28 protein-coding genes, 2 tRNA genes and 1 pseudogene are annotated in these 24,803 nt (G+C 33.5%); 15 read left to right on the plus strand and 16 right to left on the minus strand.

What is annotated here, in order from left to right:
- Positions 1-8: 8 nt before the first annotated feature.
- The 6 genes from pstB to ACMV0E_RS00335 all read right to left on the minus strand — a co-directional run bounded on the left by pstB (position 9) and on the right by ACMV0E_RS00335 (position 5,374).
- Positions 9-761, minus strand: a complete 753-nt coding sequence (pstB, locus tag ACMV0E_RS00310) for a phosphate ABC transporter ATP-binding protein PstB (RefSeq protein ID WP_416084389.1) — start codon at positions 759-761, stop codon at positions 9-11.
- Positions 755-1,606 carry a phosphate ABC transporter permease PstA gene (gene pstA / locus ACMV0E_RS00315; protein WP_416084390.1) on the minus strand — a complete coding sequence of 284 codons (852 nt, stop codon included), beginning with the start codon at positions 1,604-1,606 and terminating at the stop codon, positions 755-757. The genes pstB and pstA overlap by 7 nt, the downstream gene beginning before the upstream one ends.
- Positions 1,599-2,468, minus strand: a complete 870-nt coding sequence (gene pstC, locus ACMV0E_RS00320; protein WP_416084391.1) for a phosphate ABC transporter permease subunit PstC — start codon at positions 2,466-2,468, stop codon at positions 1,599-1,601. The genes pstA and pstC overlap by 8 nt, the downstream gene beginning before the upstream one ends.
- Before the next feature lies 1 nt (position 2,469).
- Positions 2,470-3,330, minus strand: coding sequence for a PstS family phosphate ABC transporter substrate-binding protein (locus tag ACMV0E_RS00325; protein WP_416084392.1), 861 nt, complete (start codon positions 3,328-3,330; stop codon positions 2,470-2,472).
- A gap of 89 nt (positions 3,331-3,419) precedes the next feature.
- On the minus strand, positions 3,420-4,622 hold the full coding sequence (locus ACMV0E_RS00330) for a sensor histidine kinase (protein WP_416084393.1): 1,203 nt from the start codon (positions 4,620-4,622) through the stop codon (positions 3,420-3,422).
- 83 nt (positions 4,623-4,705) lie between these two features.
- Positions 4,706-5,374: a response regulator transcription factor gene (locus tag ACMV0E_RS00335; RefSeq protein ID WP_416084394.1), complete on the minus strand. Its 669-nt coding sequence runs from the start codon at positions 5,372-5,374 to the stop codon at positions 4,706-4,708.
- A 55-nt stretch (positions 5,375-5,429) separates the two neighbouring features.
- On the opposite strand from ACMV0E_RS00335, the gene ACMV0E_RS00340 reads away from it, so the two are divergent.
- The 7 genes from ACMV0E_RS00340 (at position 5,430) to ACMV0E_RS00370 (ending at position 9,461) form a co-directional block, all read left to right on the plus strand.
- Positions 5,430-6,494 (plus strand): DUF763 domain-containing protein, encoded by a 1,065-nt coding sequence (locus ACMV0E_RS00340; RefSeq protein ID WP_416084395.1) that lies wholly within the window; start codon positions 5,430-5,432, stop codon positions 6,492-6,494.
- Positions 6,491-7,084, plus strand: a complete 594-nt coding sequence (locus ACMV0E_RS00345; RefSeq protein ID WP_416084396.1) for an IMPACT family protein — start codon at positions 6,491-6,493, stop codon at positions 7,082-7,084. Before ACMV0E_RS00340 ends, ACMV0E_RS00345 begins: the two co-directional genes overlap by 4 nt.
- Positions 7,085-7,152: 68 nt before the next feature.
- Positions 7,153-7,425 (plus strand): 30S ribosomal protein S16, encoded by a 273-nt coding sequence (gene rpsP / locus ACMV0E_RS00350; protein WP_416084397.1) that lies wholly within the window; start codon positions 7,153-7,155, stop codon positions 7,423-7,425.
- Entirely contained in the window at positions 7,422-7,670 is a 249-nt protein-coding gene (locus tag ACMV0E_RS00355) for a KH domain-containing protein (protein WP_014453135.1), read from the plus strand. Before rpsP ends, ACMV0E_RS00355 begins: the two co-directional genes overlap by 4 nt.
- Positions 7,671-7,686: 16 nt before the next feature.
- Positions 7,687-8,106, plus strand: coding sequence for a YlqD family protein (locus tag ACMV0E_RS00360; RefSeq protein WP_416084398.1), 420 nt, complete (start codon positions 7,687-7,689; stop codon positions 8,104-8,106).
- Positions 8,107-8,124: 18 nt separating this feature from the next.
- Positions 8,125-8,877 carry a tRNA (guanosine(37)-N1)-methyltransferase TrmD gene (gene trmD / locus ACMV0E_RS00365; protein ID WP_416084399.1) on the plus strand — a complete coding sequence of 251 codons (753 nt, stop codon included), beginning with the start codon at positions 8,125-8,127 and terminating at the stop codon, positions 8,875-8,877.
- On the plus strand, positions 8,874-9,461 hold the full coding sequence (locus ACMV0E_RS00370) for an RNA methyltransferase (RefSeq protein WP_416084400.1): 588 nt from the start codon (positions 8,874-8,876) through the stop codon (positions 9,459-9,461). Before trmD ends, ACMV0E_RS00370 begins: the two co-directional genes overlap by 4 nt.
- Positions 9,462-10,345: 884 nt before the next feature.
- Here ACMV0E_RS00370 and ACMV0E_RS00375 read toward each other — a convergent pair.
- Entirely contained in the window at positions 10,346-11,263 is a 918-nt protein-coding gene (locus tag ACMV0E_RS00375) for a DMT family transporter (RefSeq protein WP_416084401.1), read from the minus strand.
- A gap of 120 nt (positions 11,264-11,383) precedes the next feature.
- On the opposite strand from ACMV0E_RS00375, the gene rplS reads away from it, so the two are divergent.
- The 4 genes from rplS to ACMV0E_RS00395 are packed head-to-tail and all read left to right on the plus strand — an operon-like array spanning position 11,384 to position 13,227.
- Positions 11,384-11,782: a 50S ribosomal protein L19 gene (gene rplS / locus ACMV0E_RS00380; protein ID WP_416084402.1), complete on the plus strand. Its 399-nt coding sequence runs from the start codon at positions 11,384-11,386 to the stop codon at positions 11,780-11,782.
- Positions 11,783-12,316, plus strand: coding sequence for a signal peptidase I (gene lepB / locus ACMV0E_RS00385; RefSeq protein WP_416084403.1), 534 nt, complete (start codon positions 11,783-11,785; stop codon positions 12,314-12,316).
- A complete protein-coding gene (gene rnhB, locus ACMV0E_RS00390; RefSeq protein ID WP_416084404.1) occupies positions 12,300-12,908 on the plus strand; it encodes a ribonuclease HII in 609 nt (202 codons plus the stop codon). The genes lepB and rnhB overlap by 17 nt, the downstream gene beginning before the upstream one ends.
- Positions 12,889-13,227: a YraN family protein gene (locus ACMV0E_RS00395; RefSeq protein ID WP_416084405.1), complete on the plus strand. Its 339-nt coding sequence runs from the start codon at positions 12,889-12,891 to the stop codon at positions 13,225-13,227. The genes rnhB and ACMV0E_RS00395 overlap by 20 nt, the downstream gene beginning before the upstream one ends.
- On the opposite strand, the gene ACMV0E_RS00400 is transcribed toward ACMV0E_RS00395, so the two are convergent.
- Positions 13,228-13,302 (minus strand) — tRNA-Gln (locus ACMV0E_RS00400).
- A 41-nt stretch (positions 13,303-13,343) separates the two neighbouring features.
- Here ACMV0E_RS00400 and ACMV0E_RS00405 point away from each other — a divergent pair.
- Both ACMV0E_RS00405 and ACMV0E_RS00410 read left to right on the plus strand, forming a co-directional pair.
- Entirely contained in the window at positions 13,344-15,008 is a 1,665-nt protein-coding gene (locus tag ACMV0E_RS00405) for a ribonuclease J (protein WP_416084406.1), read from the plus strand.
- Between the two features lie 3 nt (positions 15,009-15,011).
- A tRNA-Leu gene (locus ACMV0E_RS00410) sits at positions 15,012-15,095 on the plus strand.
- A gap of 201 nt (positions 15,096-15,296) precedes the next feature.
- Here the strand turns inward: ACMV0E_RS00410 and ACMV0E_RS00415 are convergent.
- Positions 15,297-15,899: pseudogene (locus tag ACMV0E_RS00415) on the minus strand (metallophosphoesterase); the annotation flags it as partial.
- A gap of 110 nt (positions 15,900-16,009) precedes the next feature.
- On the opposite strand from ACMV0E_RS00415, the gene lexA reads away from it, so the two are divergent.
- On the plus strand, positions 16,010-16,603 hold the full coding sequence (gene lexA, locus ACMV0E_RS00420; RefSeq protein ID WP_416084407.1) for a transcriptional repressor LexA: 594 nt from the start codon (positions 16,010-16,012) through the stop codon (positions 16,601-16,603).
- On the opposite strand, the gene ACMV0E_RS00425 is transcribed toward lexA, so the two are convergent.
- The 7 genes from ACMV0E_RS00425 to ACMV0E_RS00455 are packed head-to-tail and all read right to left on the minus strand — an operon-like array spanning position 16,596 to position 23,489.
- Positions 16,596-17,372 (minus strand): PD-(D/E)XK nuclease family protein, encoded by a 777-nt coding sequence (locus tag ACMV0E_RS00425; protein ID WP_416084408.1) that lies wholly within the window; start codon positions 17,370-17,372, stop codon positions 16,596-16,598. The genes lexA and ACMV0E_RS00425 overlap by 8 nt on opposite strands.
- Complete coding sequence (locus tag ACMV0E_RS00430) at positions 17,353-19,311, minus strand: NB-ARC domain-containing protein (protein ID WP_416084409.1); 1,959 nt, start codon at positions 19,309-19,311, stop codon at positions 17,353-17,355. Before ACMV0E_RS00430 ends, ACMV0E_RS00425 begins: the two co-directional genes overlap by 20 nt.
- A complete protein-coding gene (locus ACMV0E_RS00435; RefSeq protein WP_416084410.1) occupies positions 19,290-19,955 on the minus strand; it encodes a hypothetical protein in 666 nt (221 codons plus the stop codon). The genes ACMV0E_RS00430 and ACMV0E_RS00435 overlap by 22 nt, the downstream gene beginning before the upstream one ends.
- A 9-nt stretch (positions 19,956-19,964) precedes the next feature.
- A complete protein-coding gene (locus ACMV0E_RS00440) occupies positions 19,965-20,477 on the minus strand; it encodes a cysteine hydrolase family protein (RefSeq protein ID WP_416084411.1) in 513 nt (170 codons plus the stop codon).
- Positions 20,474-20,947 (minus strand): thioredoxin-dependent thiol peroxidase, encoded by a 474-nt coding sequence (gene bcp, locus ACMV0E_RS00445; protein ID WP_416084412.1) that lies wholly within the window; start codon positions 20,945-20,947, stop codon positions 20,474-20,476. Before bcp ends, ACMV0E_RS00440 begins: the two co-directional genes overlap by 4 nt.
- Before the next feature lie 20 nt (positions 20,948-20,967).
- Positions 20,968-21,918, minus strand: a complete 951-nt coding sequence (locus tag ACMV0E_RS00450) for a P1 family peptidase (protein WP_416084413.1) — start codon at positions 21,916-21,918, stop codon at positions 20,968-20,970.
- Positions 21,918-23,489, minus strand: coding sequence for an OPT/YSL family transporter (locus ACMV0E_RS00455; protein WP_416084414.1), 1,572 nt, complete (start codon positions 23,487-23,489; stop codon positions 21,918-21,920). The genes ACMV0E_RS00450 and ACMV0E_RS00455 overlap by 1 nt, the downstream gene beginning before the upstream one ends.
- Before the next feature lie 135 nt (positions 23,490-23,624).
- Between ACMV0E_RS00455 and ACMV0E_RS00460 the strand changes: the two genes are divergently transcribed.
- Positions 23,625-24,794 carry a hypothetical protein gene (locus ACMV0E_RS00460; RefSeq protein ID WP_416084415.1) on the plus strand — a complete coding sequence of 390 codons (1,170 nt, stop codon included), beginning with the start codon at positions 23,625-23,627 and terminating at the stop codon, positions 24,792-24,794.
- Positions 24,795-24,803 lie beyond the last annotated feature (9 nt).

A 24,803-nucleotide genomic window follows, 5' to 3' on the forward strand; every position in this document is an offset into this window, starting at 1 on the left:
TTTTCACCTCATCCAAATCTTCCTTCAAGATAATCTTCTGTGAGTTTTTTCTTTGGAGTTGTAAATATCTTCTCTGTTTTGTCATATTCTACTAATTCACCCATGTAGAAAAAAGCTGTATAATCAGAAATTCTTCCTGCTTGCTGAATATTATGTGTTACAATTACAATAGTGAATTCTTTTTTCAATTTTTCTATTAACCGTTCAAGTTGAATTGTTGAAATTGGATCTAAAGCAGAAGCTGGTTCATCCATTAAGAGCACCTTTGGTTCTATTGCAATTGCTCTTGCAATACAAAGTCTCTGCTGTTGTCCTCCAGATAAACTAAAAGCAGAATCACCTAGTTTGTCTTTTACCTCTTCGTATAAATTTGCTTCTTTGAGAGCCCAAATAACTTTTTCTTCGATGACTTTTTTGTCTTTTTCTCCATGAATTTTGAGTCCATATGCTATATTTTCAAAGATTGACTTTGGAAATGGGTTTGGTCTCTGGAAAACCATGCCAACATTTTTTCTTAGTTCAAAAACATTCATATCTTTATCGTAGATGTTCTTGTTATCCAACAGGACCTCTCCTTCTATGGTTATATCCTCAAAAAAGTCATTCATCCTATTGAGACTTCTAAGAAATGTTGATTTTCCACATCCAGAGGGTCCTATTATTGCAGTAACTGCGTTTTCATAAATGTCAAGAGTTATGTCTTTAAGAATTTTTTGCTTTTTTGTGTATGCATTTAAGTGTCTCACAGCAATTTTTACCATTTTTTATTGCTCCTGTATTTATTCCTTATTATTATACCTGGAAGTGTAATAATAAAAACAATCAATATTAGGACAATTGAAGCACCAAAGGCAATCGGTACTTGTTTTTGTGGGAATGTTCCTTCTGTAAGGAGTCCGTAAATCGTATAGGGAAGCGCCATTACTGGTTCAAAAATACTTGTAGGGAGACCTCTTGTGTAAAAGGTTGCTCCAGTAAACAATATTGGTGCTGTCTCACCAATTGCTCTTCCTATGCTTAAAAGTACTCCTGTTATAATATTTGGCATAGCAGTTTTTAAAACAATTTCAAATGTTGTTTGCCATTTTGTTGCACCAAGTGCAAATGATGCATCTCTAAAGTCTTTGGGGACAAGCTTTAGGCTTTCGATTGTTGCTGAAAAGATTGTGGGAAGCATTAGAATTGAAAGCGTTAAACTGCCGGAAAGAAGAGATATTTTAAATCCCAACATCTTTGAAAATACTGCAAGACCAAAAAGGCCAAAAATGATTGAGGGTATGCCAGAAAGTGTATCGATAGAAAGTCTTATAGCATTCGTTAGTGTATTTTCCTTTGTGTATTCTGAAAGGTATATTCCACCTAAAACTCCAATGGGTACAGCAAAAAGACTTGCAAGTCCCAAAAGATAAATACTACCAACTATAGAAGGTAATATTCCACCTTCTGTAAAGCCATTTCTTGGATAATCAATTATAAAATTGAGAGAAATGACTTTTAATCCTCTCGAGAAAATATAGAAAAGAAGTGTTAAAACTATTAATACCGAAACGAACGCAAAGAATCTAAAGATTGTAAAGAAAATGAATTCTTTTTTAGTTTTATCCATATAGTTTTCGCCTATAAAGTGATTTTAGGTATCTGCTTAGTAAATTAAAGGAAAGAACTAAGAAAAGTAGTATCAATGCAAGTAAAAACAAAGCCCGGTAATGGTCTGAACCTACGGGAGTTTCTGCCATTTCAAGTGCAATTGTTGCTGTTATTGGCCTCATTGGTTCTAAAATTGAGCGAGGAATTCTTATGGAATTTCCGGATGCTATAAGAACGGCCATAGTTTCGCCAATTGCCCTGCCAAATCCTGCAATTATAGATGCAAATATTCCTTCTAAAGAACTTGGTAGCGTGATTCCGAAGATTGTTTCAAGGTTAGACGCACCAAGTGCATATGATGCAAGCTCATGCTCTTTAGGGACCATGGAAATTGCATCTTCTGAAAGAGTAGTTATGGTGGGGATAGACATTATGGCAAGTATAATGCTTGCGTTTAAGCCGTTTAATCCTATTGGAAGATTAAATAACTTTTTTATTAATGGTGCCAAAAAAAGAAGGGCAAAAACTCCATATATAACAGAAGGGATATTTGCGAGAAGTTCAATTGTTGGTTTCAGAATACTTCTTAATTTCGGTGAGGTTAATTTTGATAAATATATTGCAGTTCCAAGTGATAAAGTAATTGCAAAGAGCATCGAGAAAAAGGCAATAAAAAACGTTGAAATGATTGAAGGTAAAAAGCCAAAGAGTGGAGGTGTTGATGTCGGTCTCCACTCTTTACAAGTTGTAAGTTCAATAATAGAGTACTTTGAAAGAAGTGGCATTCCTTCTATTGAAATAACTACTATGATACCTCCAACTATCAGAATCGCAATGTAACCAAATATTGGTAGTAAGTACTCTATTAAGTTTCTTTTCATGCTACTTTATTCTAATAAATCCAACGCTCTCTACAATATCCTGTCCTTCAGGCGACAAAACAAAATCTATAAAATTCTTTACTTCACCTTTAGGTTCGCCATTTGTATACATATAAAGGAATCGAGACAATTTGTATGTATGATTAACTACAGTTTCTTTAGAAGGCATTATACCTTCGTATGCTACGGCCTTAACTTGAGAATCTAAATAACCTAAACCAACATAACCTATTGCTCCTTCTGTTGTTGCAACCGTGTTTTTCAATGCTTGACTTGATGATTGAAATGTTGCTTTATCTGTAATCTGAGCACCATGAGGCATTACAAGTTCCATAAATGTTCCGTATGTACCTGAAGATGTATCTCTTGATACTACAACGATTGGGGTATCCTTCCAACCTAAATCTTTCCAGTTTATAATTTTTCCAGTAAAAATGTCAATCACCTGTTGTTTTGTAAGATTTGTAATAGGATTCGCAGGGTTTACAATAATAGCAATTGCATCGAGTGCAATTTTTGTTTCGTAGGGATTTACTCCCTTTGCCTTTGCTTTTTCAATTTCTTCTGGCTTTATTTCTCTTGAAGCGTTTGCAATATCTGTCGTGCCATCAATAAGTGCGGCAATTCCATTTCCTGAACCTGTTCCTTCAACTGAAATTTTCACATTAGGGTGTTTGTTCATGTACACTTCAGCTGCCTTTTGGGCGATTGGGAATACAGTTGTTGATCCATTCATAGTGATTTTAGCTTCTTGTGTTGCTTCCTTCTGAGAAGCTTGTTTGCATCCCGTAAAGATAAAGACAACTGAAAATACCATGATACCTACCAAAAGATACGCTAAGAATTTCCTTTTATTATTCATGCCCTCGCCTCCAATTATATAATAGAGGTGTATAATTTCAAATAAAAGAGTTTTTGGTTAAAATTCAGTTAAAATATGGTTAAATAAAGTTAAATAATTTTTGGGAATTTCAAGGTAAATTTAGTACCTGCGCCTAATTTACTTTCTACCTTAATTTCTCCTGAGTGCATCTGCACTATTCTTTTAGTAATTGTTAATCCAAGCCCGGTACCCTTTACTATTTCATTTCTTGAAGAGTCTTCTCTATAGAATGGTTCAAATATTTTATCAACATTTTCTTCTTTAATACCTTTTCCTGTATCTTCTATTACAACATATATAAATTTGTCGTCACTAAAAACATTTAGCATTACTTTGCCCTTTTCTGTATACTTCAAAGCATTTTCAAGGAGATTTATTAGTACATCCTCTAAAAGAAAGTAATTACCTCTTATTGTTGAATTTAGTTCTATGTTATACGAAAATTCAAGACCTTTTTCCTTAAAATGATTTTCAAATTTTTTTATAACTTCATTAGATAGTTTTGAAAAATCAACAATTTCCTTAAGACTATTTCTTCCCGATTCAATTTCACTTAGTTTAAGAATTCTTTCTGTAAGTTTTTTAAGTCTTTCAGTGTTTTCTTTGAGAATTTGCAAGAATTTTTCACCCTTTTTCTTTATAAAGCCTTCATTTTCAAGTATTTCAACTGTCCCGAGGATTGAGGAAAGTGGCGTTTTCATTTCATGAGAAACTGCTTCCAAAAATTGTGTTTTTAGAAGTGTTTCTACTTTAAAGTCATCCAATTTTTTGATTATTAGAAGTAAATGCGGGGTCTCTTTTATTATGATAGGGAATGCTGAAATGTCATACAGTGTTCCATTTATTTCGATTTGCTTTTTAATTTCTTTTTCGGATTCTAAAGCATTACTAATTAACGATATCATTTCACTATTTCTTATGGCTTCATAGTAAATTTTCTTATCTTTAAGTTTAATAATGCTATCAGACTGAGGGTTTTTAAAGATAATTTCTCCTTGAGAATTTATGATAATTATTGCTTCGTCAATTTTTTTGGAGAGTTCATTGCAAATAGTTTGCAAATCATTTAACTCTTTTAATTTTGAAATATATGATTTGTTAAGCAAAAGTGTGTTTTCTCTGATTTCATCAAAAATTAGAAGTGATTTTTCTACACCTTTAATCTCATTTCCATCAAGAGTTAATTTTAGAAGTTGTTCCAGGTTTTTTAAATCGTTTAGCTCATTAAAGAGATAGAAGATTAATATTACAATAGCTAACGAAAGGAACACAATAATAAATCTTAGGAAAAACCTAAAAGATAATAAAACTGTTGAAATTGTTATAATAACTATTGCTGTTAGTAAATATAGGTTTATTCTTCGAGCTGGAATTTGTAGCCAACCCCCCTTACAGTTGCGATGTATTTACCGCAATCATGAAGTTTGTCTCTAATGCTTTTAATATGCACATCAACAGCACGCTCTGTGGGAGAAACCGTATGGAGGAACGCTTCATTTAGGAGTTCCTCTCTTGTGAAAACCTTTCCTTTTCCTTCAATAAGAATCTTTAGGAGTCTAAATTCCGTAGGTGTAAGTTTTACAGGTTTATCCTTGCAATAGACAAGGTAGTTTGCAACATCAAGAGTAATATCTCCCGCCTGAATAACAGTTTTTTTGCCTTCCCTTACAAAAGCCTTAACTTTTGCTGCAAGTACCCTTGGTGAAAATGGTTTTGGAATATAATCGTTTGCACCCATTTCAAGTCCAAGAACCATATCACCTTCAGAGTTTTTTGCAGTAAGGATAATAACAGGAATGTCTTTTGTATCTTCCCTTGATTTAAGTGTTTTGAGAATCGTAAGCCCATCAACATTCGGGAGCATCAAGTCCAATACAATACAATCGTACTTTTTCGAACCAATTGCATTAAGAAAACTATCTCCTGTGTAATACTTGTCGACCCTAAACCCCTCTCTTTCCACATAAAAGGAGGCAAGATCTACGATGTCCTTTTCGTCATCAATAATCGCTATCCTCTTCATAGTTTTATTATATGTAAAATAAGGATTTTTTACAAAGAGTATATAATTGAGTTGTATGAAGAAAGGTTATTTTGATTTGCCTTTGCATAATGGTGATGCACCATCATGGTTATTTAAAAGAATGGAAAAATTAGCAAGGTATCTTTCCCTTGCAATTATTGAATTTTTTGGGATAGAAGAGTACTTAAAGCGTCTCTCTGATCCAATATGGTTTCAATCTTTTGGTTGTCTTCTTGGATTTGATTGGCATAGTTCTGGCCTTACTACCACAACAACAGGTGCAATTATCTCTGGTTTATCAAGTGAAAGTAAAAATTTAGGTTTGTTTTTTGCTGGCGGTAAAGGTGCAAGGGCACTTGATACACCATCTCAAATTGATAGAATATTCGAGGATGGTTTTATTTCTTTAGATCTTGCAAATTCAATGAAGAAAACTTCCCGTCTCGTTGCTAAAATTGATTCATCCTGCATACAAGATGGCTATAAACTTTATCATCACTTTGTTATTTTTGATAAAGATGGTAACTGGGCAATTATTCAACAAGGTATGAAGGAAACAACTCGTTATGCTCGGAGATATCATTGGAATTCGTTTGGACTAAAAAGTTTTGTAAAAGATCCTCATAAAGGGGTTATAACTGTAAAATTTGAAGCTCCCCTAAATCTTGTCGATAGTACAATAGAAAAAACTCAACAAAAGATGGTAGAGCTTGCAAATGACAAAAATCTTTCAAAAGAAATAAAAAGCATTAAATTTCCAGCCCATCATCCCATTTATGAAGATGATTTTGATAAGGAACATCTCTCAAAAATTTTTTCCTACGTTTCTGAATTAAATCCCAAAGATTTTGAAGAATTACTTCTCATTAAAGGGCTTGGTGAAAAGAGTTTGCGCGCACTTGCGCTATCTTCGCACTTACTTTTTGGCTCTCCGCTTTCTTATAAAGATCCTGCAACATTTTCATTTGCACACGGTGGAAAAGATGGATATCCCTACCCTGTAATGAGGGGTACTTACGATAAAACGATACAGGTATTTGAGACTGCAATTAGAAAAGCTAAGCTTTCTGAATTAGAGAAAGAGAGACTTCTTTCAAAATTGAGAAGCCTTGTTATATGAAATTCAAAACGATAAGAGACGATGTTATTGTAAAAAATGTTATTAAAAGATCGGTATTCATTGGGACTATTAAGTATGTTTCAAATTTAGCTGAAGCCGAAAAATTCTTAAAGAGCTTAAAGGTGCAGTATAAGGATGCAAATCATAATCCTCATGCTTTTAGACTAACTTCAGGTGAATACCATTACTCTGATGATGGTGAGCCAAGTGGTTCCGCTGGGTTACCAATCTTCAATGCTATTAGACGTTTTGATATATACAATGTTTGTATTGTAGTGACTCGTTATTTTGGTGGCGTTAAACTTGGGATTCCAGGGCTTATAGAAGCATATGGAAAAACTGCAGAATTTGCGATTAACAATGCTAAAATTGTCGAAGAAAAAACGACAAAGACTATTGAAATAGTATTTCCATATAGTTCGTTTAATTATGTTAACTATGTTTCAAACAAGTTCCAAGCAGAAGTTTTAAAAAGGGAATTTAAGGATTTAGGTATTTTAGTCTTAAAAATTGACGAAGACTTACTTTTGGATTTTACAGAGCTTCTTAAAAAGGATAACAGGGTTTCTATTAGAGTAGTAAATTTTTAACTTGCAAACAAATTTGATTTTTGTTATAATAAGTTTGCTATAGATGAAACTGACTTAGGAGGCGAAAGTTGGCTACAAAAATTAAGCTTGCAAGAGTTGGAGCACCTCATCGAGCATTCTATAGGGTTATAGTTTCCGACTCTCGTTTTGCAACTGATAGTAAAGTGATTGAAATTATTGGGCACTGGAATCCAGTTGTAGAACCAGAAGAACTTGTGTTTAACAAGGAAAAGGTTCTTGATTGGCTAAAAAAAGGCGCACAGCCCACTGAAAGCGTTATTAATCTTCTTAAACGCGCAAAAATTTGGGAAGAGTACCTAAAACTCAAAGGAGGTAAATGATGAAAGAACTTATTGAAACTATTGTTAAGGCATTGGTTGACAAGCCAGAAGAAGTTAAGGTTACGGAAGTTGCAGGTGAAACTGCAGTTATTTATGAAATAAAGGTTGCAGATTCCGATATTGGAAAAGTTATTGGAAAGCAGGGAAAGACTGCAAACGCACTTAGAACAATTGTAAAAGCAGCATCCTCTAAGATTGGAAAAGCAGCAAGCATTCAAATCAATTCCAAGCCAAGAGGAGCATAAGCCTTAGGAGTGCTCGATGAGTGTGCTTCACCTTAAACAAAATGTAATAGTTAAAGTAATAGTAACTGAAAAATTTAAAGAAGACTTTAAAAGAGAACTTTCAAGGCAGTTAGAAACAGCAGAAAGCAAGGCGCGTGAGTTAAAGTCTTCTCTTGCGCGCCTTGTTATTGAAAGTGCTGGTATCCAGAATCCAACTTATGTTGAAAGCTTAAAAGCAAGAATCGAAGAAGAAAGAATGCTCCAAGAGGCAATTGCTTCTGATTTGAGAGAAAAACTCAAAGAAGTCGATGCTCTTTCAATTGATAGTATTTATCCTTATACAGTGATTGAAGGCTTAGTCGATATTGATGTTGGAGACAACTTGTTTAAAAAGATTGCAGGCGTAGAAGTTATTATAAAAGATGGTGTTGTAATCGAGATTAAAGAAGGCACCTAAGGGTGCCTCTTTTACTTTATGGAAGTTCATTTTCTTACAATATTTCCTGAATTTTTTGAATGTGCAAAGGATTTCGGTCTCTTTAAGGTTGCAAGAGAAAAACTTGTTCTATCATATTACGTTCATAATTTAAGAGATTTTACTAAAGATAAGCACAAATCGACAGATGACACTCCCTATGGCGGTGGAGCAGGCATGGTTATGCTTGTTGAACCAATTGTAAAGGGGATAGAATTTGTTGAAGAAAATTATGGCAAACAGTTTAAAATCCTCACATCTCCACAGGGTATTAAGTTTAGTGAAGATCTTGCAAAAGAAATTTCAACAAAAGAAAAATTACTCTTTATACCTACTCACTATGAAGGTGTTGATGAAAGGGTTATGAATTACATTGATATGGAGATTTCTATTGGCGATTATATCCTTAGTGGAGGAGAAATTGCTTCACTTGTAATTCTTGACGCATCACTTAGGCTTGTTGAGGGACTTCTTCATAATAAAGAATCATTATCCGAGGAGAGTTTTGAAAATTATCTTCTTGAGTATCCTCAATATACTCGCCCGTATGATTTTAGAGGAGAAACTGTCCCAGATGTTTTAAGAAGTGGTAATCATAAGGAAATTGAAAAGTTTAGAAAGATGGAATCTCTCAGAAGAACTTTACTTAAAAGACCTGATTTGCTTTTGAAACATGCGTTCTCTGAAGAAGAAAAAGAACTTCTTAAAGAAATCTTTAATGATATTGAAGATTTAATAAGGAGATTAACATGATTAAACTGTATATGGCACTTCTACATTATCCTGCTTATAACAAAAACAAAGAAATTGTTGCAACAAGTATAGTAATCCATGATTTACATGATATGTCAAGAGCGGCGCGGACTTATGGGGTAAAAACTTTCTATGTTGTACAACCTATGGAAGAGCAGAAGAAAGTTGTCTCGCGTATAGTCCATTTCTGGCAGACAGTAGGATATGAATACAATCCGAATAGATTAGATGCAATCTCAGTTATGGACGTAAAAGATTCGCTCTTTGATGTAATTAAGGAAATCGAAAGAAAAGAAGGAGAAAAACCTTTAATCATTGGAACATCAGCTAAAGAAAGAGAAAAGCTTGTTACATATGAGTTTGTTTCAAGAGAGTTAAAAAACAACCATCCTGTTCTCGTTTGTTTTGGTACAGGGTGGGGAATCCCCGAGGAATTTGAACGAAACTTTGATGGTTTCTTTCCACCAATTGTTGGAATAACAGATTTCAACCATCTTTCAGTAAGAAGTGCTGCTTCAATTATTCTTGATAGAATTATAAATACATACAAATCTTGTTCCTCTAACGATTCTTTAAGTGGTTAATACGGTGGTTAAGATAATTTTAAGTGGAAACTAATCCTATCATTCCTATTTATTGATGATTTAATTCTAAAATCATATCAGTATTATTCCAAGCAATGTTAATACTTCAAATTATTTTTCGTAGAGTTCTTAAATATTTTAAGAGGATGCATTACCTTTTAAAAAATTGGAAAAGCATGACGCCTTTTTTAACTTAATACCATAAGTCAAGAATCCTTTGGGGCAGAGTTCATAGAGAGTGCTCAAATTAGAGGGGATTTGAAAGTCTTCCCCTCCAACTTCCCAAAAGGAGGAGATTTCTATTAATCGAAGGGGTAAAAGTCCCCCTTCGAACTTCCCCAAAAAGAGGAGATTTCTCAGTCGCTTGCGCTCCTTCGAAATGACAATTATTGGAAGAGGGCGCATCCCCCTTCCAACTTTCCCCTAAAAAAAGAATAACTTATCACTTTCATTTGTCATTCCGAAGCCGATTTTTCCTTGTCATTCCGAAGTCAATTTTCATTTGTCATTCCGAAGTGGCGTAGCCACGAGGAATCTCCTCTGTTTAGGGGAGTATTGAGGGGGGTGTTGCCCCCTCAAAATGGTTGTCATTCCGAAGGCTTTAGCCTGAGGAATCTCCTCTGTTTAGGGGAGTATTGAGGGGGGTGTTGCCCCCTCAAAATATGGTGATTTTTCCTCATTTTGATGATTATAATAACGAAAGAAAAATCAGCACTTCCCCACATACCTTTTACCAATACCTGAGATTATTTTTAAAAGTTATGTTCCTCTATCTTATTACCTATGCTACTAGATACTTTGAGAAACATTCAAGAATTATAAATAGTTAAATATTAACCTTTTTAACACCTAACATACATTCTTAAATCTAAAAGTGATTCTTTTTATTTGTTTTCAAAAGACTCTTGTCTTTTGATTTCCATTTTTAATGGATTTACAAAGAAAAGACCAAGAATAATTGTAATTCCTCCAATTATCATAACAATGTTCATTGGCTCTTTTAAAAAGATAATACCACTTATACTTCCAATTATGGGGTTCAAATATATAAATGTTGCGGTTGTCGAAGCCTCTTTATATTCTAGTGCCTTAAACCAGACTGCATAGCCTATAAGAATGCATAACACTCCCAAATACAGAACAGCAATCAGTGTTTGCGAATTCATGGTCAATATTTGTTGAATATATCTAGTTTTAACAAAAGGAATAAGCGCTAATGTTCCGAAGAATAGTCCTAATGTATTTACTTCTATTGGCTTGAACTTATTGTATAGGGATTTTGAAGTTACTGTTGCAAGTGCCCATGAGGTTACAGACGTTAAACTTAATAAAACTCCAAATGAATTTTTTATTTCAAATTTATGGGAAATACCGTATGTAAACGTTATAACTCCCACAAGAGAAATTATTAATCCAATTATCCTTTTTTGTTCAAGTTTTTCTCTGAGAATAATTGAAGAAAGCACTCCTGTAATAACAGGACTAAACCCTGCAACAAGAGCTGCAACAGATGCGTTTATCATTGTTTCAGCTGTGTTTAAAAATATGTGATATGCTGGCACAATAAGTAGCCCCACAAGTAATATTTTGAGAAAATCATTAATCGATTGAATCTTTTTAATACCAGTATAAAAGTCTTTAAACAAAAACAGAAAAGGGAAGATTATAAAAAACCTTGCGATTACAAGTGAAATAGGTTCAAGTTGTCTTTCTGCAATTTTAATGAAAGTATATGAGTTTGCCCATACAAGAAAAAGCAAAAATAAACTCAAATTAACCCATAAACCAGTTTTCTTTTCCATGTAACCTCCAAAAAGCATTTTATGGATATTATAACAAAATTTTCAAAAATTTGTTGCAAAAGTATTTGAAATCTGTATAATATTTTGGTATATTTGAAAATGTGAAAGGGGTTGATTTATATGAAGGAAATTTTGAAGGAAGTTGAGAAGGAATATTTGAAAGAAAGGCCTAATTTTAATGTTGGTGATACTGTTCGAGTTCATACAATTGTTAAAGAAGGCGGAAAAGAAAGAGTCCAGGTCTTTGAAGGAATCGTTATTGCCAAAAGAGGCGGCGGCATTAATGAGACATTCACAGTTAGAAAAGTTTCTTATGGTGTTGGAGTAGAAAGAGTATTCCCCTTACATTCTCCTCTTATAAAGAAGATCGAAGTTAAAAGAAAAGGTGATGTAAGAAGAGCAAAGCTTTATTACCTTAGAGAGCGACTTGGAAAAGCACAGAATGTAAAAGAGAAAATTGAAACAGCAAGTAAAGAAGAACCCACTCAAAGTATAAACGAGGAAAAGACTGAGCAATAAATGAGTGACTTTAATAAAGAACTTCGTAGTTGGATTATTTTAATATTAATTGCATTTTTAATTTCTTTTTTACTTAGAACTTATGTTATTCAACCCTTTAGGGTTCAGATGACTTCGATGGTTGCAACACTTGAGCCGGGGGATCTTGTACTTGTAGAAAAGGTTACATATAGATTTTCGAAACCTCATAGGGGGGATGTTGTTGTTTTTATCCCCCCAAATAGGCCAAACGATAGATACATAAAGAGAGTTATTGGTCTTCCAGGTGAGACAATTTCTATTAAAAATGGCACGGTTTATATTGATCATAAACCTTTACATGAGCCATATTTGAATTCTCCTACGGGAGATATGGAACCAGTTAAAGTTCCAAGTGATTCTGTATTTGTTATGGGAGATAATAGGTCTGTTAGTTTTGATTCAAGATACTTTGGTCCAATTAAGATTTCAAGTATTATAGGTCGAGCAATTCTTGTTTATTGGCCTATAAATCATTTTCAATTCCTACTTGCATACAGTGGGGAACATCCTTAGGATAGGAATCGATGAAGCAGGACGTGGACCACTTGCAGGTCCTGTCGTTTCTGCTGCTATAATAATTAATCAGAAAATTGATAACGTGAACGATAGTAAGAAACTTGCCCCTAAAAAGAGAGAGTTTCTTTTTAATCAAATTGTAGAGAAAGCAACTGCATTTGGTATTGGTGTTTCATCTTGCGAAGAAATAAACAATTTAAATATTCTGAATGCAACTTATCTTTCAATGAAAAGAGCGCTTGATAATTTATTTTTAAGTTTTACAAGTAAATTTGGTAAGTTAGATCCAAAAGATGTTCTAATTTTAGTTGATGGAAATAGAACAATTCCTGATTTACCTTACAAACAAAAGGCCATTGTTTCTGGGGATAGTGTTATTTATGAAATAAGCTGTGCTTCTATACTTGCGAAGGTATACAGGGACAATATTATGATTGCCTTCTCTAAGGAGTTTCCTCGTTATGGATTTGATAGAAATAAAGGCTACGGGACAAAAGAGCATATAGAGGCAATTGAAAACTTTGGGATTTGTCCAATCCATAGGAAAAAATTTTTAAGAGGTATCAACAATGTCTCACTCTTTGGGTAAAGAGGGAGAGGAAGTTGGAGCAAAGTACCTTTTGTCAAAAGGTTTTAAAATTCTTAAACGAAATTTTAGAACACCGTTTGGTGAGATAGACATTATTGCAAAGAAGGGTAAAAAGTTATATTTTATTGAGGTTAAAACGAGAAGCAGTAAAGAGTTTGGTAGTGGAGTTGAGGCAGTAAGCAAAAGAAAATTAGATCATATTATTAATTCGGTTAATTTTTACATCAATGGTAAAAATGTTGATTACGAAATTGGAATTTTAGATATACTTAAATTAGAAAATAAATTTGAAATAAATTATTTTAGAGATATTTTTTAATGGCTGGGGCGGAAGGATTCGAACCTTCGGATGACGGATCCAAAGTCCGTTGCCTTACCGCTTGGCTACGCCCCAACGCCTTTATATTTTAATGATTTTTAAGGAGAAGTCAAGAGATGAAAAATGAATTTAAAATTATTCCGTTAGGCGGAATTGGTGAAATTGGCAAGAATTCAACTTTGCTTGAATATAAAGGTGATCTTGCCCTTATTGATTTTGGATTTAAATTTCCACCGCCTGATCTATTTGGTGTAGACTTTATAATCCCTGATTATAATTATGTTTTGAAAAACAAAAATAAGTTAAAAGTAGTAGTGCTAACACATGGTCATCTTGACCATATCGGAGGCTTAAGATTCTTGCTTGAAGAAGCTAAACCTTCCGTTATTTTAGGTTCTGACTTAACACTTGGACTTGTGAAGGAAAATATTCCCCCAAAGTTAAAAAGCACTTTGAATTTTGAAGTTGTAAAACCAAGGCAAACTGTAAAAGTTGGAAATTTTGAATTCACATTTTTAACTGTAACACATAGCATACCTGGGAGCTTTGGTGTTGTTGTTAAAACTGAAGAAGGAAGGATATTCTTTACAGGAGATTATAAGTTTGATGCTACTCCAATAGATGGACGACAAATGGATATCGAAAAACTTGAGGAATTATCTAAATCTGGAATTGATGTTTTGTTTTCAGATTCAACAAATGCTGATGAAAGTGGTCTCACAGGTTCTGAATCGATTGTTGGCCAGAGTCTTTACAAGATAATTGAGCAAGCTCCGGGAAGAGTAATCGTTGCAACTTTTTCTACAAATATCCACAGGATACAACAGGTAATTGATATCTCAGAAAGACTTGGTAGGAAAGTAGCATTTGATGGAAGGAGCATTATTGAATCAGTAAAAATTGCTTCGAAACTCGGCTATCTTAAGCTGAAGGATAATGTTGAAGTTGAGTTATCAGATATTAATGCACTACCCAAAAAAATGATAACAATAATCACAACAGGTACACAAGGTGAACCAATGTCGGGACTTGTCAGGATTTCAAATGGCGAGCATAATGGTATTAAAATAACTAAAGGAGACATTGTTATAATTTCTGCAGATCCTATTCCAGGAAATGAAAGACTTGTTTCGGAAGTCGTGAACAAATTATTTAAATTAGGTGCTTTTGTCTATTACAGAAAAGAAGATGGAATTCATGTTTCTGGACACTGTTCCCAAGAAGACATAAGGTTTATGATAGATCTTGTAAAACCCAAGTATTTTGTTCCTGTTCATGGTGAATATAAGCATCTTGTATATGCAAAGAAAATTGGTGAAGAGGAAGGGATTCCCTCTCAGAACATAGTTCTTCTTGAAAATGGACTGGGTGTTGCACTCGCTGATCACAAGTTAAGAAAACTACCACGAATTTCAACCGGTGAAATACTTGTTGAAGGGAATATGAAGTTTCCTGTGAAAAACGAAGTTGATCTTGCTCATATTGGTGAGAGGAAAGAGCTTGCAACAAAGGGGGTACTTCTCATAATTGTATTTTTAAAAAAGAATAGGGAATTTGCACGTCCAATTCATATTGAAACTCGTGGATTTGTCTTACCAAGAGGTCAAGAAGGTGATATAATTCGTGAGATTAAAGTAGAAGTAGAAAGGATAGTAAAAACCTTTGCAAAGAAGGGTGATTTTGGTAATATATCTAAGGAAATCGAGCGAAGCGTAAAGAGTATACTAAAAAAGACCGTAAAACCACCTATGGTAATTTCCTCAGTGCTTACTGAGAAGTAGTTTGCGGGAGTGGCGGAACGGCAGACGCGCTGGATTCAGGTTCCAGTAGGGCGACCTGTGAGGGTTCAAATCCCTCCTCCCGCACCATTTTATTTTTTTGCTTTTGAGTTTTATGACTGTAAGCTCTGGTGGACAAAGGAATCTAAAAGGTATGACTGATGTTCCAATGCCTCGATTTACATAAATTGATCCGTGTTGAGTAGTGTAAAGACCTTTAATGTATTTTGTTGATGTTGGAGCAAGTTTTCTTGCGATAAATGGGATACCAATTTGTCCGCCGTGTGTATGTCCACATAAAATTAAGTCAAATTTTAGATCGTTAGAGAATTTTGTTTCAATATCTGGAGAATGCGATAGAGCCAGAGTAAATTTGCTTAAATCCACTCTAAATAGCGCAGAGTTTAGATCATAGTGTCCTGTAATGGTATCGTCGATACCTACTATATAGAAACTTGTGTCTTTGAATGAATAATAAACATTTTCATTTTTTAGTAATGTAATATTGTTATTTCTTAAAAGATTTTCAATTTCATTGGGTGCACTTTCATAATCCCAATTTCCAAGCACTGCGTATGCAGGACTATCATAGTTTGATCTGAATGAATTTAGAAATTGATCCAAGAAATTTAGATACTTTTTATCATCAATAAAATCTCCGGTAAAAACAACTATATTGGGTTTTATTGTAATAAGTGATTTTATAATGAACTCCTCCTTCATGCCGAAATCCTTTAGATGTAGATCTGATATTTGCACAATTGTAAAATTGTCAAGTGAGTTTTCAATTTTGCTTGAAGGAAAATTTATGATTGTAATCTTTACAACGTTTGGCTCAATGAATAATCCGTAAACAATTGTAGCAATAATTAAAAATATAATGAAGTATTTCATATTTAATTTTACCTTTTGTAAAATTTTTGCAAAATGAGTAGATTGATTTTTATATTATTTGGACCTTGACAAGTGAAGAAATGTTCGTACAATATAACGAGGTGGAAAGAATGGACAAAAAACTTACAAACAAGCAGAAGAGGGTACTTGATGCATTAATCGAACTATTGAGTGAAGGAATTATGCCTACTTATCGAGATCTTCAAGAAAAACTTGGTTTACGCTCGATTGCAACTGTTTACGATTATGTTAAAAGACTTGAACGCCTTGGCTATGTGAAAACTGAGGGAAAGGCGCGTTCAATAAAAATTGTTGCTCCCGTGATGAATAAATTTCCACTTGTCGGTGCAGTACATGCTGGAGATCCAACTATTGCTGTTGAGGATATTCAAGGATTTCTTCCATTTCCTGTCGACCCAAGATTACATCCACATGCCTTTGTCCTTAAGGTCAAGGGGGATAGTATGATTGAAGCTCATATTGAAGACGGAGATCTTGTAATTGTTGATCCTGATTCGCCTGTTTCAATTGGAGACATTTGTGTTGCCATTATTGGAGATGAAGCAACTGTTAAAAAAGTTGAAAAAATGAAAGATGGCTTATATCTTGTTCCTGCAAATCCAAAATATAAGCCAATCTTTATAACTCGAGATGTGAAAATTATTGGAAAAGTTATAGGACTCTATAGGGGAATTTCTAAGTGAATTTGCAGAATGAATAGTTTCTCATACTGCAGAATTTACAAAATTTTCTGTTCGTTGAAAGTTCTATCTTTCCTTGTTCAAATTTATTCAAAAAGGTGTTAATAAGATTTTTTATAACTTCAAGCGTCGTTTCTATCTCGCTTTTGGTATAACTTTCTGTGATGATTTTTCCATCTTCAAAGTACATTATGTGTGGATCGGCTTCAATACCAAGCGTGTCCTTCACTGCCTTATAATATAATGAAATTTGAAATGTGTCTCTTTCGAAATCATCTTTTCCTGTCTTATAATCGATTATTTTTATCTTGTTCCCGATTCTCAAAAGTACATCAAATCGGCCCCTTATAAAAGTTTGATCCGTCAATTTGAATTTGAAGGGCTTTTCTGAGTATATAAATAAGTCTTTTAGAGATATATTGTTCTCTTCAACTATGGTTGAGAGAAGTACCGAAAAGTCTTCAAGGTATTTCCAAACAATATCAAGTGTAGACCTGTGGTCTTTGTTGACTTCTCTGAAAAAGACCTCATATATTTTGTTCTTAATATAAGTCTCAACATTTTTGTTATTTAAATCAATTTCATCAAACAATCCTTCACTTGTGCTCTTAGCAAAATAGTTTAAAGTCTTATGTAGAAGCATTCCTGTATATGAAAGTTTTTCGAATTTAAAGTTTACTTTATACCCTTTAAGCTTCAATTCAAGTGCTTTTTCGCACTTTGATAACATTAATACATCAGAAACTGACAGTTCATAGACTCTTCTTTGCAATAAAAATTTCTCCATTTTGTTGTTCTTTAACATAAAGACTTTCTATCATCTTAAGTTTTTGGACAACTTCTGGTATAAGGTGTGCATATTTTTTATCCATATATTTTGACAATCTTGCAATATTTATTTTTCCTTCAATAAAATCACTTTTTATCTTTGAAACAATTTCTTCAACAATATTATTTGCTTCCCCAGTATATTTTTCTTTTGTTTGTTTCTTCATCGTGAGAGGCGCTATAACTTTTCCTTTTTTAGGGATTTCTCCCAAAAATTGTTTAAGTAATTCTTTTGCAAAATCTGAAACCTCTTTAGTATCTAACTCCAAATCTCCTGATTCTGTAAGACTTATGAGTTTTTGAACTGCCATTAATTTTTTCCCTTCTTCGAAATTGTAGTATCTTATTGAAATATCGTTTTGTTTTATCAACTCCATTGATTTTGTTCCAGATCTAAGCTGCATCTTTTCATCTCTTATAAAGATTGCTCTGCTAAGCTTCCTCTTTTTTAATGAACTTGCGAGTTTTCTTACAGTTGAATAATAGTTTTTGGAGTTATCAATGCCAACTGACATATCATTTACTTGTATAACAAGTTTCTTTCCACGAGGGTAAAGATTAATTCCACCCAATAAAGTTACAAGTAACTCACCAAAAGCTTCTTCAAAGTCATCCTTATTGTATATTTGTGATTTAAGAATATTTTCAAACTCGTTTTTTAGGCTCCTTTTCTCTATTATCTTGCCCTCAAGGATTTCATCTGCAAGCTCGATTACTTTCCTTGGTGATTTCAGTTTATGTTCTTTTATTTTTGAAAGTATATCTTCTTTATTAAATGGGAAATAAGGATCGTTAATTTGTTCTCCCAATTTCGAAAAGTAGTAAGCGTTTCTCTTTTTTATTATTTCCAGTCCTTCTTCTGCTCTCATTCCCTCAAGGGATGCAACATTTGCAAATCTATCTTTAAGATGTTCTGGTAAAAATGAATTCCATTTTCTGAAAACAGCCGTTTGTGCACTTAAAAGTAGAAGTACATTTTTTGTATTTGAAACAAGTCTGTAAAGATCTTCAAGGAAATTGATTATCCCTTTTTCATCAAGGTGTTGATCAAAATGCTCTATTTGGTCGATTGAAAGAAGTATTGGGAATGGTGATACAAGAAAAATTGATTGAATAATTTCAAAAGCAATGTCTTCATTTACTACAAATCCTGATGTAAGATTTAGTGTTTTTGCATCTTCATTAGTTAGGCTTCCTTCATTTACAAGATCTCTCAACAGAGGATATTTTTCTTCATCAATAAGTGCTTCAATTATTGCTTTAAGGTATTTTTTGCCTATGGTATAATTACTTTCAGCTTTAATGTATTTTAAGGTTTCTTCTGAGATAACTTTTACAAGTCTATTTTGGGCATCTTTTGGCAATGACATAAAGTTCTCATAGAAAACTGCAGGAAGGAGTGTTTTCTTGGGCTTTTTTATCTCTCTTAGAAGTACCTGTATTTTTGGTTCTTCTTGTGAATTGTAGTCTTTCAATCCGATGTGAATTATTTCTCCTCTTATATGATTTATGGGTTTAGCTTTTAGTTCAGAATGCTTTCGCTCAAAACTTTCAAAGATACTTCGTAAAAGCGATGAATATGTTGAATCAATTTTTACGATAAGTGGGTTGTATAGAGCAAAGAGAAATCTTTCAGTTTCTGCATGTCTATAGATCCTTGCAAGAAGATGCGATTTTCCGGAGCCTGGTTCTCCTTGTAAGATTAAAATATCTGGTTTTTTAGATTCTTTTACTTCCTTTAGTTCTTCTATAACTTTGTCAAATGCAGTTTTATTTATGGTTTCAACGTCAATAATATCGTTACTGAAGGGGTCTTTTATAATATTTTCTTTAAAAGGATGAAGGCTTTTAAACTTCTCTATTAATACTCTCTTTTCATCCATGTTATAAAGTAAAAAGTTCTCCCCTCAAACTTTATTCCTCTATTTGTATCAGGAAAATCTTTTGGATTGTCTATGGTCTGGAGATAAATAATTTCTTTACTATCGAGATCTAAAAGGATTTTGTCAATATCTTCATCTGAAATATTAAATTGTTTTTTAACTTCGTCTTTAAAAACAGGAATTGGTACAGAGTCACCAAAATTATAAATTGCATTCAGGTTATCATATATCATCCTCAATGTATCAACATCAACTTCGTCTACTTTTACGTGATCTGGCTCTTTTAGATAAATAAAGACATCATTAATATAATCATAGGCTCGATCAATTTCGTTTTTAAGTTGCGAAATGAGCCCTTTTAGTTCGTCAATTGCTTTCTCGACCTTATTTTTGAATTCTATAAAATCCTTTAACTTTACAAATTCCTCTTGAGAAACTGCTGTTTTAGCATGAAGTTCTTGCAATTTTTCTTTTGCATAGAGTCTCTTTTTCTTTTCGACTACTTTGCCTTCATCTATAAGTGTTTTAACAAGTGACTCAACTATATCTTTTTCCTTTGTCTTTTTTTTGTAGATTTCACTTCTTGTGATTCCATTATTTCCGCTATCAATAATTATTTTCAAAATCCCTTCTTTTGTAAACACACGATCCTCCTAAATAATTGTTATTTTTAAAACATTTTCAAAGTGTTTCTTCATGTATATTTCGTCTTCCTCGGTTATTCCTTTTGTTCCTTTCCAAGGTATTACCACCTTGTAACCTCTTAAAACTGCATCAGATGCCGTGTAATGCACACATATATTTGTTGCAATGCCAACAATGTAAACTTCGTTAACGTTTAACTTCTTAAGTGTTTCTTCGAGGTCTGTCTTGAAAAACCCAGAGTAAGTTTTCTTTTTTATAATAATGTCTTCTTTATCAGGCTTTAATTCATCAACTACTTCTGCACCAACTGTTCCTTCAACGCAGTGTTTAGGCCAAATTTCAAATTCTTTATCAAACGTGTCATGGGAATCTACAAGATAAATTATAGGCAATTTTTCTTGTTTAAACTGTGTTTTTAAATCTTGAATATAAGGAATAATTTCCTTTGCTCCGTTTATTTTTAAAGCTCCCCAATCATACACAAAGTCTTTAAGCATATCAACTATAATTAGTGCCTTCATTTTAAACCTCTTAATTTTTTAACCTCTTCAATCACTTCCTTAACATGGTTAGGAACTTTTACTTTCCTCATAATCTTTTTTATTACACCGTTCTCATCAATTATGAAAGTAGAGCGTTCTATTCCCATATATTTTTTCCCATACATACTCTTCTCTTTATAAACCCCGTATTCGGTTGAAACTTTGAATCCTTCGTCGGAGAGTAGAACAAAAGGAAGATTTTCTTTCTCTTTAAACTTTTTTATCGTAAGAACTTTGTCTCCACTTATACCAATTACTTCTCCGTTTAATTTCTTAATCTCCTCATAGTGGTCTCTAAAGTCCTGTGCCTCTTTTGTACAGCCAGATGTAAGAGCCTTTGGATAGAAATATAATATTACAATTTTTCCTCTAAAATCGCTAAGTCTTACTAAATTTCCTTCTGCATCTTTTAATTCAAAATCTGGAGCAATTTTTCCTTCTTCAACCATTTAATCCTCCTTTCAATATATTATACTTTAAAGTCTTCAAATGCAATAATGTTTTGAATAGTCTTTGCGTATTTTATTGCATTGATAATGGCATTTTCTAAAACATTTTCGAATAAGACCCCAAGTGTTAGTAAATCTTCAAATTCAATTTCATTAGTTGAAAGGGTGAAGATTGTGTCACCATCAAAGATTGTATGGGATGGTTTTATTCTTCTTGCAATTGCATCATGAGAAATGATAGCAAGTCTTTTTAATTTTGATTTTGATAATTTGACATTTGTTGCAATTACACCTATTGTTGTATTCTTAAATGGTACTTCATTAGTTTGAGTCTTCAGAATAAACTCTTCAGTGTTTATAAATCCATTTTTGCCATTGTTTAGTGCACCAGCTATGATTTTGTTATCAAAGTCATAGATATCTCCAAGTGCATTTACTACAACAAGAGCACCAACTACAATATCTCCGATTTTTATGCTTTCAGTTCCCAATCCACCCTTCATTGCAAAATTCATGCCTCTTATTTTACCAACTGTTGCACCCACACCTGCACCAACATTACCATTTGCATTGAAGTTATCCGTCGCGTTTTTTGCTGCCATATAACCTGCTTGAATATCTGGGTAAACAGGTTTTCCTATGGCAAGGTCAAAAATTATTGCACCGCTTACTATTGGAACCTTTTTTACTCCTGTATCAAAACCGATATTTCTCTCTTCAAGGTATCTTGAAACTCCACTTGCACCTTCAAGACCCATTGCACTTCCGCCTCCAATATAAATAGCATTAACATACTCAACGAGGTTTTCGGGTTTTAAAAGGTCTGTTTCGCGAGTGCCGGGGGCACCCCCCCTTACGTCCACACCGGAAGATGCCCCTTTCTCTATAATTATTGTAGTTGCCCCTGTCAGATTTTCCAAGTCTTCGTAATTACCAACAAGAACTCCTTTAACATCGGTAATACTTCCCATCACGGCCTCCATATAAACTTAATAATGGCAACAATTGTACCTGCAAAACCTTCGCCACCTAAAAGTCCAGAAGAAATAAGTGTAAAGTTTTCGCTTTGTTTTGGAAAGAACTTATCAATTACAACTCTCAAAACACTTCCAAGAAATGCGGTAAGAGAAATAATAAACGGAAGATACACCCCAATGCCAAGTATCATTGTTGGGATGTTAAAGAAATAGAGGGCAAAGCCTGTTATGAGACCAAACATGAAACTTCTTGGATTGGAAAGTCCTTGTACCATCTGGGAAACCGCATATGCCTGTGGTGCAACAAGAAATGTTCCTGGTCCTACCTTTCCATACGCAAAGTGGAGAATAAACATTGCTATTGTTCCAAACACTGCTCCCACTATGGCACCAACAAGTTCTGATATAATTTGTGCTTTTGGATTTGTTCCAATAATTGACCCTGCTTTAAAATCCTGAAGGTTATCACCTGCAACACCACTTGCAACAGCAACAATTGCAACGATAGCAAAGAGAGGAAGGTAAGAAAGAGAATTACCACCAATTACAAGTTTTACAAAGAGAAGGATTATTATTCCAAAAATTTCCATTGGCACAATGCCTGTTGCCCCGTCAGTGTAGGCAGCCATTACAACTGATAGTGCTGCGCCAACAAGCGTTAATAAACTTGCAATAATTCCGAGTTTGAGGAATATAAGTTCAATTCCAAGAATAGATAAAAGTACAACAGAGATAATCTTGTAGGATATGTTCAGTTTGCTGAATGCATTTTTGAAAATACTCAAAATTTTAGGTGTTATATCTTTTATTAGGAGAGCAATACCGCCGCCTATAATAAGCCCAATGCCCAAATTGTTTTTGAAAGTTATAGCGGCATTTATCCCTTGAAGTGCCGAGGAAAGGAAAATAGGGATAAGAATATTTCCAATAATGCTTCCTATGAACCATACCCCCATATAGATAATTCCGATAATATAACCAATGCCAAATGCCATTGGTGACATAAATAATCCGATTCCGTAATTTTCAAGACCTCTGAAAATAATTGCTTTTGGAATTTTCGAAAATCCATCTCTTAGAAAGGTAAAAATTGCTGAAGCACTAAGTGATGAAAATACTATTTTTGATTTTTTTCCTCCCTCATCGCCTGCAATAAGTGTTTGTGCAGTTGCAACCCCTACAGGGAAAGGTAAATTCGACTTTTCAATAAAAAATTCTCTAATGAGTGCAACCATAAAAACTCCAATTACTGAGCCTATTAGGGATACAAGGAACACATAGGTGAAACTTATCTTTGTTTGTTCGTTAATCATCCAGATACCAGGAATTGTAAAGGCAATACCACCTGCAACCATTGCACCTGCTGACATCCCTGTATGTGCTACGTTTATCTCCTTTAAATTTGTGTTTTTTAAGGCCTTTAAAATGGCCATTGATAAGATAGCAACAAAAATGGTAGGCCAAGGTAATGCACCAATTCGAAGTGCAACGTAGATAGAACTCATAGAGATTACAGCACTTCCTAATGCTGCTAAAATAATAGTCCTCAGTTTTAACTCTTGCATTAAAACTTCCTCCGTCCAAATTGTTTTTTTTCACATAAACCCGCCATATTATAATAAAAATCATATAAATCCTTATGTTATCAAGGAATTAAGTTTATATCTTGACTAAAAAGGAAATTCACATAAAATTGAAGCATGAAGAACAAAAATAGAGTAAATATTAAGAAGATTTCTAAATTGCAACTTTTAGTTGCCGTTTCAATTATTTTAGTTTTGGTATTTGCAGGTTTAATAATCTATAGGCTTTTTTTCATTAAACAAATCGTATTTAATGAAAAAACTTTAAAAACTCTTCAAGAACCTCCTACTGCTGCTACTTCTTATCAGAATGGAATTCTTGTGGGAAATACTCAGGGATACGTAGCCCTAATTGACAACGAGGGTAATACGAAATTTTCAAAAAAAATTGATAGTAAAATTTTTGGATTTGTTGTAAATCCTTCTGATGGTTCTATTTACGTTGCAGGAGTTAAATTCCACGTATTGGGTAAAGATTTTAAGGAGATTTATAGTTTGGGTTTTGATAACTATATCCCAAGGGATCCATTTGTTACATTTCTAAATAATGGCAATGTAAAATTGCTCTTTCAATCTCTGAAAGATCTTTCTTATATGATTATAACTATTGATAAAACAGGAAAAGTTCTTACAAAAGATGTTGTTCCTGACATGGGGCAAAATTCTCAAATCTCAATTGATTCCTCTGGTAATGCAGTTTTTGTTCTTGAAAGTGGAGATATTTATCTTCTTGACGGTTCAAGAATTGCAGCAAAAGCATCAATTACTGAAAAACAAACAAGTTCAATTGGTAATGTCTTTGGATATTTTGTGGATGGAAACATTGTTGCAGGATATAAAACATTATTAATTAATCAGACTCAAAATAGTGGAAATAATTCGAGCCTTCCTGTATATTTCTATAATAGTTCTCTTTCCATGCTTGCAAAAACGAATTTTGATTCAAGTATACATAATATTTTTATTAGTAAAAATAAAGTAGTTTTTTCTACGGGATCCGGTTTTTACTTTTATGACACAAGAGGCAAACTTTTAAATAGCATACAAAAAGTGGATTTTACTCCTTTTGAGTATCTTGAAGGCTCGCAAATACATGCATATGTTTACAAAAATGTAAACCAGCAAGGGACAGTGTTTTATCTAGTAGTGGTAAAGGATTCACAAGACCGAGAAATAGGGCGATTCATAAAGGCCTTTTCGATAGATAATCCCATCTTTGTAGTCTCTTCGAATTCTCAAAATGTTTATATAATTGAGGGGGTGGATATAAAGCTGCTCACAAGATAGGAGGTGGGT

The sequence above is a fragment of the Caldisericum insulae genome (assembly GCF_047785965.1).
In the GTDB taxonomy this organism is placed as follows: domain Bacteria; phylum Caldisericota; class Caldisericia; order Caldisericales; family Caldisericaceae; genus Caldisericum; species Caldisericum exile_A.

Excerpts from the sequence above, each read along its gene's own strand:
- pstC (WP_416084391.1), bottom strand. The coding sequence starts at position 2,468 with ATGAAAAGAAACTTAATAGAGTACTTACTACCAATATTTGGTTACATT.
- lepB (WP_416084403.1), top strand. The coding sequence starts at position 11,783 with ATGAGTGACTTTAATAAAGAACTTCGTAGTTGGATTATTTTAATATTA.
- ACMV0E_RS00455 (WP_416084414.1), bottom strand. The coding sequence starts at position 23,489 with ATGCAAGAGTTAAAACTGAGGACTATTATTTTAGCAGCATTAGGAAGT.
- ACMV0E_RS00370 (WP_416084400.1), top strand. The coding sequence starts at position 8,874 with ATGATTAAACTGTATATGGCACTTCTACATTATCCTGCTTATAACAAA.
- bcp (WP_416084412.1), bottom strand. The coding sequence starts at position 20,947 with ATGGTTGAAGAAGGAAAAATTGCTCCAGATTTTGAATTAAAAGATGCA.
- ACMV0E_RS00405 (WP_416084406.1), top strand. The coding sequence starts at position 13,344 with ATGAAAAATGAATTTAAAATTATTCCGTTAGGCGGAATTGGTGAAATT.
- ACMV0E_RS00395 (WP_416084405.1), top strand. The coding sequence starts at position 12,889 with ATGTCTCACTCTTTGGGTAAAGAGGGAGAGGAAGTTGGAGCAAAGTAC.
- ACMV0E_RS00340 (WP_416084395.1), top strand. The coding sequence starts at position 5,430 with ATGAAGAAAGGTTATTTTGATTTGCCTTTGCATAATGGTGATGCACCA.
- pstB (WP_416084389.1), bottom strand. The coding sequence starts at position 761 with ATGGTAAAAATTGCTGTGAGACACTTAAATGCATACACAAAAAAGCAA.
- ACMV0E_RS00335 (WP_416084394.1), bottom strand. The coding sequence starts at position 5,374 with ATGAAGAGGATAGCGATTATTGATGACGAAAAGGACATCGTAGATCTT.
- ACMV0E_RS00460 (WP_416084415.1), top strand. The coding sequence starts at position 23,625 with ATGAAGAACAAAAATAGAGTAAATATTAAGAAGATTTCTAAATTGCAA.
- ACMV0E_RS00325 (WP_416084392.1), bottom strand. The coding sequence starts at position 3,330 with ATGAATAATAAAAGGAAATTCTTAGCGTATCTTTTGGTAGGTATCATG.
- ACMV0E_RS00375 (WP_416084401.1), bottom strand. The coding sequence starts at position 11,263 with ATGGAAAAGAAAACTGGTTTATGGGTTAATTTGAGTTTATTTTTGCTT.
- ACMV0E_RS00355 (WP_014453135.1), top strand. The coding sequence starts at position 7,422 with ATGATGAAAGAACTTATTGAAACTATTGTTAAGGCATTGGTTGACAAG.
- ACMV0E_RS00450 (WP_416084413.1), bottom strand. The coding sequence starts at position 21,918 with ATGGGAAGTATTACCGATGTTAAAGGAGTTCTTGTTGGTAATTACGAA.
- ACMV0E_RS00440 (WP_416084411.1), bottom strand. The coding sequence starts at position 20,477 with ATGAAGGCACTAATTATAGTTGATATGCTTAAAGACTTTGTGTATGAT.
- pstA (WP_416084390.1), bottom strand. The coding sequence starts at position 1,606 with ATGGATAAAACTAAAAAAGAATTCATTTTCTTTACAATCTTTAGATTC.
- rplS (WP_416084402.1), top strand. The coding sequence starts at position 11,384 with ATGAAGGAAATTTTGAAGGAAGTTGAGAAGGAATATTTGAAAGAAAGG.
- ACMV0E_RS00345 (WP_416084396.1), top strand. The coding sequence starts at position 6,491 with ATGAAATTCAAAACGATAAGAGACGATGTTATTGTAAAAAATGTTATT.
- ACMV0E_RS00360 (WP_416084398.1), top strand. The coding sequence starts at position 7,687 with ATGAGTGTGCTTCACCTTAAACAAAATGTAATAGTTAAAGTAATAGTA.
- lexA (WP_416084407.1), top strand. The coding sequence starts at position 16,010 with ATGGACAAAAAACTTACAAACAAGCAGAAGAGGGTACTTGATGCATTA.
- trmD (WP_416084399.1), top strand. The coding sequence starts at position 8,125 with ATGGAAGTTCATTTTCTTACAATATTTCCTGAATTTTTTGAATGTGCA.
- ACMV0E_RS00430 (WP_416084409.1), bottom strand. The coding sequence starts at position 19,311 with ATGGATGAAAAGAGAGTATTAATAGAGAAGTTTAAAAGCCTTCATCCT.